Consider the following 12,625-nt stretch of genomic DNA (forward strand, 5'->3'; position numbering starts at 1 on the left):
TAGACTTTAATCGAACGAAAGCTAGATTATAGAGCTTAGTGATAAAGCATTGTATAATGCATTGTTATTAATCTCTGTGATTTATCACAGTTTACTACGTGCTGACGAGGCAGTAGTTAATCATTAACAGAATATATTTGAGTTGAAATAATTTTTTCATACTCGTTTTAGTTAACCTAACAAGCAATTGTTGATGTTAAATGAAATGAGTTACTAGCGATTAAACTGAATCAAGCGTTTTGGTATATGAATCTAATTGAAGCTGTATAGTGATTAAGTTCACAAAGCTCTAAACTGTAATGTTGGTTGTTCTACTTGTAGGAACAAACGACTGTTTGGGGTTGTATAGTCAAGTAATTAAGTGCATGTGGTGGATGCCTTGGCAGTCAGAGGCGATGAAAGACGTAATAGCCTGCGATAAGCTCCGGGGAGGCGGCAAATATCCTGTGATCCGGAGATTTCTGAATGGGGAAACCCACTTACCATAAGGTAGGTATTGCAACATGAATACATAGTGTTGCAAGGCAAACGAGGGGAAGTGAAACATCTCAGTACCCTTAGGAAAAGAAATCAATTGAGATTCCCTCAGTAGCGGCGAGCGAACGGGGAACAGCCCATTAAGTTATGTGTGTTTTAGTGGAATGCTCTGGGAAGTGCAACCGTAGTGGGTGATAGTCCTGTACACGAAAGGGCACACATAATGATGACGAGTAGGGCGAGGCACGTGAAACCTTGTCTGAATATGGGGGGACCATCCTCCAAGGCTAAATACTCCTGACTGACCGATAGTGAACCAGTACCGTGAGGGAAAGGCGAAAAGAACCCCTGTGAGGGGAGTGAAATAGATCCTGAAACCGCATGCATACAAGCAGTGGGAGCCGACTTGTTCGGTGACTGCGTACCTTTTGTATAATGGGTCAGCGACTTACATTCAGTAGCAAGGTTAACCGTATAGGGGAGCCGTAGGGAAACCGAGTCTTAATAGGGCGTTTAGTTGCTGGGTGTAGACCCGAAACCAGGTGATCTATCCATGAGCAGGTTGAAGGTTGGGTAACACTAACTGGAGGACCGAACCCACTGTCGTTGAAAAGCCAGGGGATGACTTGTGGATAGGGGTGAAAGGCTAATCAAACTTGGTGATAGCTGGTTCTCCCCGAAAGCTATTTAGGTAGCGCCTCGGACGAATACCATTGGGGGTAGAGCACTGTTTCGGCTAGGGGGTCATCCCGACTTACCAAACCGATGCAAACTCCGAATACCAATGAGTACTATCCGGGAGACAGACTGCGGGTGCTAACGTCCGTAGTCAAGAGGAAAACAATCCAGACCGCCAGCTAAGGCCCCAAAATTATAGTTAAGTGGGAAACGATGTGGGAAGGCATAGACAGCTAGGAGGTTGGCTTAGAAGCAGCCACCCTTTAAAGAAAGCGTAATAGCTCACTAGTCGAGTCGGCCTGCGCGGAAGATGTAACGGGGCTAAAACTATATGCCGAAGCTGCGGATGTATACTTTGTATACGTGGTAGGGGAGCGTTCTGTAAGCCGATGAAGGTGGATTGAGAAGTCTGCTGGAGGTATCAGAAGTGCGAATGCTGACGTGAGTAACGACAAAACGGGTGAAAAACCCGTTCGCTGAAAGACCAAGGGTTCCAGTCCAACGTTAATCGGGGCTGGGTGAGTCGACCCCTAAGGCGAGGCCGAGAGGCGTAGTCGATGGGAAATTGGTTAATATTCCAATACTTCTGTGTAATGCGATGAGAGGACGGAGAAAGTTAAGTCAGCCTGGCGTTGGTTGTCCAGGTGAAAGGATGTAGGCATGTATCTTAGGCAAATCCGGGGTACTCTATGCTGAGATCTGATAGCAAGCGAGTTTACTCGCAAAGTGGCTGATACTATGCTTCCAGGAAAAGTCTCTAAGCTTCAGTTACACAGGAATCGTACCCGAAACCGACACAGGTGGTCAGGTCGAGTAGACCAAAGCGCTTGAGAGAACTCTGCTGAAGGAACTAGGCAAAATGGTACCGTAACTTCGGGAGAAGGTACGCTGCTGTCGGTGATGGAACTTGCTTCCTGAGCTGATGGCAGCCACAGAAACCAGGCCCCTGCAACTGTTTATTAAAAACATAGCACTCTGCAAACACGAAAGTGGACGTATAGGGTGTGATGCCTGCCCGGTGCTGGAAGGTTAATTGATGGGGTTAGCGTAAGCGAAGCTCTTGATCGAAGCCCCAGTAAACGGCGGCCGTAACTATAACGGTCCTAAGGTAGCGAAATTCCTTGTCGGGTAAGTTCCGACCTGCACGAATGGCATAATGATGGGGGCGCTGTCTCCAGCAGAGGCTCAGTGAAATCGAAATCGCCGTGAAGATGCGGTGTACCCGCGGCTAGACGGAAAGACCCCGTGAACCTTTACTGCAGCTTGACATTGAACTTTGATCTTACTTGTGTAGGATAGGTGGGAGGCTTTGAAACCGAGACGCTAGTTTCGGTGGAGCCAATCTTGAAATACCACCCTGGTAATATTGAGGTTCTAACTCTGTCCCGTAATCCGGGACGAGGACCATGTCTGGTGGGTAGTTTGACTGGGGCGGTCTCCTCCTAAAGAGTAACGGAGGAGTACGAAGGTGCGCTCAGCGTGGTCGGAAATCACGCGTAGAGTATAAAGGCAAAAGCGCGCTTAACTGCGAGACCCACAAGTCGAGCAGGTACGAAAGTAGGTCTTAGTGATCCGGTGGTTCTGTATGGAAGGGCCATCGCTCAACGGATAAAAGGTACTCTGGGGATAACAGGCTGATACCGCCCAAGAGTTCATATCGACGGCGGTGTTTGGCACCTCGATGTCGGCTCATCTCATCCTGGGGCTGAAGCAGGTCCCAAGGGTATGGCTGTTCGCCATTTAAAGAGGTACGCGAGCTGGGTTTAGAACGTCGTGAGACAGTTCGGTCCCTATCTACCGTGGGCGCTGGAAATTTGAGAGGATCTGCTCCTAGTACGAGAGGACCAGAGTGGACGAACCTCTGGTGTACCGGTTGTGACGCCAGTCGCATCGCCGGGTAGCTATGTTCGGAAGGGATAACCGCTGAAAGCATCTAAGCGGGAAGCCTACCTCAAGATAAGATTTCCCTTGGACTTTATGTCCTCTAAAGAGCCGTTGAAGACTACGACGTTGATAGGTTGGATGTGGAAGCATGGTGACATGTGAAGCTGACCAATACTAATTGCTCGTGAGGCTTGACTATACAACACCCAAACAGTTGTATACAAAGCATCAATCGATTCATAAAACATCATCTAACGATGAAAATACTTGATTTAGTATCGCTAATCGAACATCATATCCAACTCAGATATAACCTCTGTTAATAACTCATTTGGTAGAAAACTTAGCAATAGGTAAGTCTAAGCAAGTATCCATAAACAGTTGTGCTGGCGACAATAGCAAGAGTGAACCACCTGATCCCTTCCCGAACTCAGAAGTGAAACCTCTTCGCGCTGATGGTAGTGTGGCGTTAGCCATGTGAGAGTAAGTCATCGCCAGCTCATTATTCAAAAATCCCTCAAGTAACCACTTGGGGGATTTTTTTTGGTTAAAGAAAAAAATTAAAAAATAATTATTAATTAAAAATTCACTTAAAAAATATACTGAATATAATTAAATTCAGCATAATTGTTTTTAATGATTTTATTTGATCTGTATGAAATAGATTTTAATTATGTTATAAATTTCATTAATGGTATAAAAATTGCTTATAAAAATGTGCTAAAAATGAGGAAATGATTTTATGAAGCTATCGGTTGGATTAAAAGTTGCTAATCTATTATCATTAACGCCTCAATTACAACAAGCCATTCGCTTATTACAGTTGTCGAGTTTAGAGTTGGAACAAGAAGTAGAATTCCAACTTGAAAGTAATCCATTATTAGAAAAAGTAGAAGAACAAACCAGTTTAGAACGTTTATCTGATCTGCAAGATTGGGAACAGGGGCAAAAAGATCTGACTCATGAGTTGAATGCTAATTATTTACCTGATGATTTACCTGTAGATACTCATTGGGATGATGTTTATAGTAGTCAGCCGACAGGTTTGGCTGCAGTTGAGTTTGAAGAGCGTGAAGATAACCGTCAAGTAACCACCAATTTAAAAGAACACATGTTAGAGCAAATTAATTTACTACATTTTTCGATGGTAGATAAGTTAATTGCACATTGTATTATCGATGCATTAGATGATAAAGGTTTTCTAGACTGTACTTTAGATGATATTACAACATCAGTTCAATATCTTTTAAAATCAATGGACTATGATGATGATGTTGAAGAAGCTGAAGTTTTAGCTGTTCTAAAATCTATTCAGCGTTTAGATCCAGTAGGTATTGCATCGCGTAATTTAGTTGAATGTTTGAGTATTCAATTGAGCATAATGCCAGACCAAATAGCATTTAAAAAAGAAGCATTGCTATTGCTTCAGCATTATCAGTTCTTGGTTTCCAATGAGTTGGCAAAGCTTCTGAAACATACTCATTTAACGATGGATCAGCTCAAACAAGCGATTGATTTACTTAAAACCTTAAAACCTTATCCTGGTGAGGTATTTGAACAAAAAGAAATTGATTATCAAGTTCCCGATGTTGTGGTGTCTAAGAAAACGGATCGTTGGTTAGTGCAGTTAAATCCAGATGTTGTGGTAAAACTACGAGTGAATCCATTCTATATGAATATGATTCGACGTGCTGATCAAAGTAGTGATAATCAATATTTGCGTAATCAAATGCTTGAGGCAAAAAACTTTATCAAGAGTGTTGATGAGCGGCATAAGACCTTATTAAAAGTTGCCACGTGTATTGTTGAAAAACAAAAAGCTTTTTTTGAACAAGGTCCAGAAGCCATGAAACCGCTGGTTTTAAGAGATATTGCAGAAGAAGTGGAATTACATGAATCAACAGTTTCTCGTGTAACGACCAATAAATATATGTTGACACCACGTGGTTTGTTTGAGCTTAAATATTTCTTTTCCAGTCATGTTGCGACAACATGTGGTGGTGAGGCATCATCAACTGCTATTCGGGCAAAAATTAAAAAACTCATTGCTGAGGAAAATTCACGTAAGCCATTGTCTGATAATGCAATCTCTGGTCTTTTAAAACAAGATGGAATTGATGTCGCTCGAAGAACTGTAGCAAAGTATCGTGAATCGTTACATATTCCTTCATCCTCAGAAAGAAAAGTATTGCTCTAATTCTAATCGACAGATTATTCTATAGATTCATTATGACAAAATAATGAATCTATTTTTTATCGAAGGATTGGCTAAAAATGATTTAATTTTCTGATACTTAATTGAATCTGTTTGGCTATAACGCTGTACATTCTAAAAAGTGAGGGACATCATTATGCAAATGACAATTCGTGGTCATCATTTAACAATTACACCAGCAATAGAAGAAAATATTAGACTGAAATTTAGTCAAATGACTCAGCATTTAGATCAAGTCAATAGTATGCAAGTTAAGCTTAGTAAAGATCATCAAATTGATAAACGTTCTAAAAAAGGCAGTGCGAATCATCGAGCAGAAGCGATTATTCGTTTGCCTGGTGTGGAATTGTTTGCTCAAGCGGTTGCAGATGATATGTATACCTCAATAAAAAAATTAACTGAAAAACTTAAAAGGCAATTACATAAGCATCGAAAAATGCATTTATTTTTTCAACCTTTAACAATTTAGTTGTCATTTTATAAAAGAGAGGTTTTTATAAACCTCTTTTTTTCTATATATAATATTTGTCATTGATGAATTTTTCTAAATATTTATAGTAGAATGGCAAGTTTTTACACCGTTGGTTCCATAAGAGGTCTTTGTGATGAATAGTGAACAGCTCACTGAAATTTTAAAAGCTGCTTTTCCAGCGGCGGATGTTGCTGTAAGTGGGCAAGGCGGAAAATTTGATCTGCGTATTGTAGATGATCAATTTGAAGGGAAGCGCCCTGTTGCTCGTCAGCAAGCTGTTTATGCACCGTTAAACACTTATATTGCGAGTGGTGAAGTGCATGCAGTCACTATTCGTGCAATGACTCAAGAAGAATGGCGTAAAGCAAGCTTATTTGGAGCTTAATAAGTTAATGGATAAATTTTTAATTCAGGGCGGTGTTAAGCTCGAAGGTGAAGTGCGTATTTCTGGTGCGAAAAATGCAGCACTTCCTTTGTTGGCAGCCATGATTCTTGCTGACTCACCCGTGACACTCACCAATGTTCCCAATTTAAAAGATGTCAATACATTGGTTAAGCTGATTGCTGGTCTGGGTGTACAAATTTCATATGCCGATGGTGTAGTTCAGGCAGATATTTCAACTTTAGATAATCAGTTTGCACCATATGAACTCGTCAAAACAATGCGTGCGTCTATTTTGGTGCTTGGACCTTTATTGGCACGCTATGGTCGTGCCAAAGTTTCTTTACCTGGTGGCTGTGCGATTGGTTCTCGTCCTGTTGATCAGCATTTAAAAGCATTAGAAGCGTTGGGTGCAGAGATTGAAGTTGAGGCAGGTTATGTCCATGCCAAAATTGACGGTCGTTTAAAAGGTGGTGAAGTTGTTTTTGATGTCGTCACTGTAGGTGGTACTGAAAATATTTTAATGGCGGCTGCTTTAGCTGAAGGTGTTACGACGATTCGTAATGCAGCGCGTGAACCAGAAATTACTGACCTTGCACAAATGCTGATTAAAATGGGTGCAAAAATAGAAGGTTTAGATACAGATACACTGATTGTTACTGGTGTCGAAAGTTTACATGGTTGTCAATATGCCGTGGTTGCTGATCGCATTGAAACAGGTTCATATCTGGCAGCTGCAGCAATTACGGGTGGTCGTGTAAAAACAACGAATACAGATCCGAATTTACTGGAAGCCGTTCTGGATAAGTTTGAGGAAATGGGTGCTGAAGTTACCCGTGGTGATGACTGGATCGAATTAGATATGATGGGGAAGCGACCTAAGGCAGTCAGTTTTCGTACTTTACCACATCCAGATTTTCCAACAGACATGCAAGCACAGATTATGGCTGTTAATGCAATTGGTCGTGGTTTTGCAACGATCTCTGAGACAATTTTTGAAAATCGTTTCATGCATGTTCCAGAATTGGCCCGTATGGGTGCAAATATTCAAGTTGAAGGTAATGATGCTATCGTTACGGGTGTAGATATACTTTCAGCTGCACCTGTAATGGCAACAGATTTACGTGCTTCATTTTCTTTGGTATTGGCTGCATTGGCTGCTGAAGGTGAAACATTGATTGACCGTATTTATCATATTGATCGAGGTTATGAAGATGTTGAAGCAAAATTACAAGGTTTAGGTGCCCAAATTAAGCGAGTAAATTAATGAGCGATATGAGAAACGATGATCCAAATTTTGACGTCATGGGCAATTTTGATCATGGTTTAACTTTAGCATTAAGCAAGGGACGTATTTTAAAAGAAACACTACCATTGTTAGCGACAGCGGGTATTAAGTTATTGGAAGACCCTGATCAATCTCGTAAATTGATTTTTCCAACGACACATCGGCAAGTTCGTATTTTGATTTTACGTGCTTCTGATGTACCCACATATGTTGAAAATGGTGCAGCAGATCTGGGTGTGGCAGGTAAGGATGTGCTGATGGAACATGGTGCACAAAATGTCTATGAACCACTCGATTTAAAAATTGCCAACTGTAAGTTAATGACAGCCGGGAAAGTCGGCATGGAACGTCCTAAACGACGTTTAAAAATCGCAACCAAGTATGTTAATTTAACACGTCAATATTATGCCAGCCTTGGTGAACAGGTTGATGTGATTAAACTCTACGGCTCGATGGAACTTGCACCATTGGTTGGTCTGGGCGATTACATTGTTGACGTTGTGGATACTGGTAATACTTTACGTGCTAATGGCCTTGAACCATTGGAAGAAATTTGTAAAGTGTCGTCACGTTTGATTGTCAATAAAGCAAGTTTTAAGCGTAAACAGCGTTTATTAACGCCTATACTTGCACAGCTTGAGCATGCTGTACAAGCACGTGATACACAAGCTTAGTTGATGATTATATTGATCGATTAAATGGGTATGACCAGTAATGCTTTTGATAATATCCATCTGCTGTGTTGAAAAATCAAAACTGTAGTTTGGTATTGGAATCAGAAACGGAGTGTGAAACTTTCCGTTTCTGTTTTATCGATAGGTATTGATGATTTATGGATTGCAATGTTGGTTATACCAGCTTGTCAACTGCTGCGCATTTAAAGCCTTTCTGATCAGATGAGAAGGGCTTTTTTGTTTTTCTTTATATGAAGTGCCATATACATATTCCATTTTAGTCGTATATTTTAGTTAATACATCCGGATCAGTGATGTAGGCTCAATCAAATGTATTTATTTTTAAGAAAACTCTTGCTTGTTGTTGTTATTGATCACCACAAAAGTCTTGAAACAAGGTAAACTAAATCTTTATTAAATAACTTTGTGGGTAAATTGATGCGACGTTTATCGACTCAAGAGCAAAATTTTAAGCAGGTTTTTGCTGATTTATTAGCTTTTGAAACAGTGAGTGATCCTGAACTTCTAAAAACAGTAGAGCAAATTATTGCAGATGTACGCCAATATGGTGATGCACATGTACTTCAACTCACTCAACAGTTCGATCGACATCCAGCGCATCAATTTTCAGATTTAGAACTAACACAAGCAGAGTTAAAAGCAGCATTTGAAGGTTTAAATCCTGAAATTCGTGAAGCTTTAGAATTGGCAGCACAGCGCATTCGTGAATTTCATCAAGCACAAAAGCAAGAAGGCTGGTGCTATGTAGATACACTTGGTAATACTTTAGGCCAAAAAGTAACACCACTTGATCGTGTTGGGATTTATGTACCAGGTGGTTTAGCATCTTATCCTTCATCTGTTTTAATGAATGCATTGCCTGCACATGTTGCGGGTGTGCCTGAAATTATTATGGTGGTACCTGCACCGAACGGTGAGTTAAATCCATTGGTACTCGCAGCTGCACATTTGGCAGGTGTTAGTCGTGTCTTTACCATTGGCGGTGCACAAGCAGTTGCTGCTTTGGCTTATGGAACAGAAACGATACCTGCAGTCGATAAAATTACTGGGCCAGGCAACCGTTTTGTTGCAGCCGCAAAGCGAGCTGTATTTGGTCAGGTAGGTATTGATATGATTGCTGGACCATCTGAAATTCTAGTTTATGCAGAAGGGATCAATAATGCGCAGTGGTTAGCCATGGATGTATTATCTCAAGCTGAACATGATACGGTTGCTCAAGCTATTTTTATTACACCAGATGAACAGCTTTTACAACAGGTTGAACAGGCGATCGAACAACATTTGGCAGCGTTGCCTAAAGCAGAGATTGCGCGAACATCGATTGCGAATCGTGGTGCATTAGTGTTGGTTAAAAACCGTCAAGAAGCGATAGAACTGATTAATCAGGTTGCACCAGAACATTTAGAGTTATGCTTAGATGATGCTGAAGCAATGGCTGAACATATTCGTCATGCGGGCGCTATTTTTATGGGACGCTATACACCAGAAGCAATTGGTGACTATTGTGCAGGCCCTAATCATGTTCTGCCGACATCAGGTACGGCACGTTTTTCATCACCACTCGGTGTATATGATTTCCAAAAACGTTCAAGCTTGATTATGTGTTCAGAACAAGGGGTGAAAACTTTGGCTCGAACCGCAGATATATTGGCACAACAAGAAAATCTAGATGCACATGCACGATCTGCGCGTTATCGTTACCAGTAATTTATATTTTTTACCCCAATTATAGTGCTGTACTTATTGTCCTGAGCTTACTGTTGAACAGTGGCTGAGGACGAAAGCTGCTAAAGAGAAACAACATGCCAACGATTAGTACCACACAAATGCGCTTTTGGAGTCCTGATGTACGTGAGCTTAAGCCTTATGTACCTGGTGAACAGCCTAAAATCCAAAATCTACTCAAACTAAATACCAATGAAAACCCTTATCCACCTTCGCCGAAAGTAGTGGCAGCGGTACAGGCCGTATTACATGATTCAGCTGATATTTTGCGTTTATATCCTGATCCTGATGCGACTGTTCTTAAACAGGCAATTGCCCAGCAGCAACATGTCGATGCTTCACATGTATTTGTTGGTAATGGTTCAGATGAGGTTTTAGCCCATATTTTTAAAGCATTTTTTGTCCAAGATAAGCCAATTTTATATCCAGATATTACCTATAGTTTTTATCCGGTTTATAGTCAATTTTTTGGTATTGCAACGCAGACTAAAATTTTACCACTAAATGATGACTTTGAAATTATTGTAGATGATTATAAGCAGCCAAATGGGGGGATTATTATCACCAATCCCAATGCACCCACCAGTATTGCCTTAGCTTTATCTGCGATCGAAGAGATTTTACAAGCCAATCCAGATTCAGTGGTGGTGATTGATGAAGCTTATGTTGACTTTGGTGCAGAATCAGCGGTAACTTTAGTTGAGCAATATGAAAATCTTGTGGTGTGTCAGACCACCTCTAAATCACGTTCTTTAGCTGGTTTACGTGTTGGTTTTGCCATTGCACAACCACATTTAATTGCGGCATTAGAAGCAGTTAAAAATAGTTTTAACTCTTACCCAATCGATCGTTTTGCGCTTGCAGCAGCAGTTGCTTCTTTTCAAGATCAGGCCTATTTTATTGAACAAAATCAGAAAGTGATTGCAAGTCGTGAACACTTAGTAACGCAATTAACGACCTTAGGCTTTAAGGTATTACCGTCGAGCGCCAATTTTATTTTTGTTACACATCCTCAATATGATGCCGCTACTTTAGCGACTCAATTACGTGAACATGGCATTATTGTACGTTATTTTAATCAGCCACGTATTGATCAGTATTTACGTATTACGATTGGTACAGATCAACAAAATCAGCGGTTAGTCGCGACATTACAAGATGATATTCTAAAATAGTGGTTAATCATGTTTTAAGACATGATCGCAATTAATTTTAACCAGAAGCCTAATCATAGATTAAGTTTCTGGTTAAGCGATCACTCTTGGTCTGATGTTGTATTTTGAAATTCTTGCAGCAAATCAAGCAGAGCAGAAACTTTATCAAAGCACTCTTGGTATTCTGCATCACATTGTGATGCAATGGTAATTCCTCCACCAGCCCATAACGAGAGCTGATCCTGATATTTTTGTATAGAACGAATTAAAATATTCCAACTCCCAATGCCTTCATGGCTCAGATAACCCATAGAGCCACAATACGCACCACGTGGCGCCATTTCTAATTCATCGATAATTTGCATAGCACGAATTTTCGGTGCACCCGTGATAGAGCCACCTGGGAGAGCAGATATCAGCATTTTAAAAGGATTGATCTCTGCTTTTAGTGTTGCTGAAACCTCACTCACCATATGATGTACTTGATTAAAACTTTCAATATTAAAAAGTTTAGGCGTTTTAACAGAACCCGTTTCCGCATAAACACTGAAGTCATTACGTAATAAGTCAACGATCATGACATTTTCAGCTTGATCTTTTTTAGAATGTTGTAGTGTAAGTTTCGCTTGTTGATCTAATTTTGCATCGCGATAGCGAGGCATCGTGCCTTTAATGGGTTTGGTCACAATTTGCCCTTGGGCTTTAAAGTCGATAAATAGCTCAGGTGAGCAACTGAGCAGTTCAAAATCTGCAATACGTAAATAACCTGCATAAGGTGCAGCAGTTAATTGCCAGAAATCATCTGCACTAGACAGTAATGTACCCTGAGCGCGTGTATTAAATTCTTGTGTTAGGTTAATTTGATAGCAATCTCCTGCCTGAATATAGCTTTGTACGCGATGAAAAGCTTGACGATATTCTGTTTTAGACCAGCGTGGACGACAGTAATCTGTGAGTGATAATGGTGTTGTATTAGTAGTTTGATTTATCAGGTGATTAATGTGAGTGTAAATTAGCGCTGCATCTGTTGTAAAACTATTAAAATACCAGCCGTCATTTTCAAAACTCAGATAATGAGGAAAATGTCCTAAAAATAAACTGGGTTGCTCTTTTTCTTGCTTGAGTGTGATGTGTTGTTCTGCGGCAAAATCATAGCTAATAAAACCCATCGTGAGACCGGGTTGCTGTTGTTGTGCTGTTGTGTCTAAAAAATCATCAATGGATGAGTGTAGCGAGTGTGCTTGATAATGATTAAACTCAGTCTGTTGAAAAAATTGATACTGTTTTTGTTGGCAAAGCAAATAGTCTTGCGCCAAAAAACCCACTAATGGCTGTTGGTCATTTTGAATAAAAATAACATGATTTAATGACTGCAGTGATGCAATTAAATCTTGATGACTGAGATTTTGACGAGATAAAGCTTTTTTAAATAGAGGAGACGGTAGCATACAGAGCAAAAACATAGCACATAAATTTTAACTATATTTTACCTTAAACTGGATCATAACAAGCAATATATTCCCAGCACATCAGTGATTAATATCACGAAAATGATTTCAATTGCCAAGAGGTTGCTGTCAATTATCCTTCAGAGGTATCAATTGCAATACACCTCTGAATTTTCCATGCTCGGTTGTATTATTACTGGATTGATT

At 40.4% G+C, this 12,625-nt stretch carries 8 protein-coding genes and 2 rRNA genes; 9 read left to right on the forward strand and 1 reads right to left on the reverse strand.

Annotated elements, in window-relative coordinates:
* The first annotated feature begins 347 nt into the window (after window positions 1–347).
* The 9 genes from QSG86_RS07150 to hisC all read left to right on the forward strand — a co-directional run bounded on the left by QSG86_RS07150 (window position 348) and on the right by hisC (window position 10,991).
* Window positions 348–3,238 (forward strand): 23S ribosomal RNA (locus QSG86_RS07150).
* 186 nt (window positions 3,239–3,424) lie between these two features.
* Window positions 3,425–3,539: ribosomal RNA gene (gene rrf, locus QSG86_RS07155) — 5S ribosomal RNA — on the forward strand.
* A gap of 242 nt (window positions 3,540–3,781) precedes the next feature.
* Window positions 3,782–5,236 (forward strand): RNA polymerase factor sigma-54, encoded by a 1,455-nt coding sequence (locus QSG86_RS07160; protein WP_317030857.1) that lies wholly within the window; start codon window positions 3,782–3,784, stop codon window positions 5,234–5,236.
* A gap of 154 nt (window positions 5,237–5,390) precedes the next feature.
* Window positions 5,391–5,723 (forward strand): ribosome hibernation-promoting factor, HPF/YfiA family, encoded by a 333-nt coding sequence (hpf, locus tag QSG86_RS07165; protein WP_317030858.1) that lies wholly within the window; start codon window positions 5,391–5,393, stop codon window positions 5,721–5,723.
* A gap of 136 nt (window positions 5,724–5,859) precedes the next feature.
* A complete protein-coding gene (gene ibaG / locus QSG86_RS07170) occupies window positions 5,860–6,111 on the forward strand; it encodes a BolA family iron metabolism protein IbaG (RefSeq protein WP_317030859.1) in 252 nt (83 codons plus the stop codon).
* 7 nt (window positions 6,112–6,118) lie between these two features.
* Window positions 6,119–7,375 carry a UDP-N-acetylglucosamine 1-carboxyvinyltransferase gene (gene murA, locus QSG86_RS07175; protein WP_317030860.1) on the forward strand — a complete coding sequence of 419 codons (1,257 nt, stop codon included), beginning with the start codon at window positions 6,119–6,121 and terminating at the stop codon, window positions 7,373–7,375.
* A complete protein-coding gene (hisG, locus tag QSG86_RS07180; protein ID WP_317030861.1) occupies window positions 7,375–8,070 on the forward strand; it encodes an ATP phosphoribosyltransferase in 696 nt (231 codons plus the stop codon). Before murA ends, hisG begins: the two co-directional genes overlap by 1 nt.
* A gap of 426 nt (window positions 8,071–8,496) precedes the next feature.
* Window positions 8,497–9,798 (forward strand): histidinol dehydrogenase, encoded by a 1,302-nt coding sequence (hisD, locus tag QSG86_RS07185; RefSeq protein WP_317030862.1) that lies wholly within the window; start codon window positions 8,497–8,499, stop codon window positions 9,796–9,798.
* Between the two features lie 95 nt (window positions 9,799–9,893).
* On the forward strand, window positions 9,894–10,991 hold the full coding sequence (hisC, locus tag QSG86_RS07190; protein ID WP_317030863.1) for a histidinol-phosphate transaminase: 1,098 nt from the start codon (window positions 9,894–9,896) through the stop codon (window positions 10,989–10,991).
* An 80-nt stretch (window positions 10,992–11,071) separates the two neighbouring features.
* On the opposite strand, the gene QSG86_RS07195 is transcribed toward hisC, so the two are convergent.
* Window positions 11,072–12,418 (reverse strand): anthranilate synthase component I family protein, encoded by a 1,347-nt coding sequence (locus QSG86_RS07195; RefSeq protein WP_317030864.1) that lies wholly within the window; start codon window positions 12,416–12,418, stop codon window positions 11,072–11,074.
* Window positions 12,419–12,625: the final 207 nt, after the last annotated feature.

Source organism: Acinetobacter sp. SAAs474 (assembly GCF_032823475.1).
In the GTDB taxonomy this organism is placed as follows: domain Bacteria; phylum Pseudomonadota; class Gammaproteobacteria; order Pseudomonadales; family Moraxellaceae; genus Acinetobacter.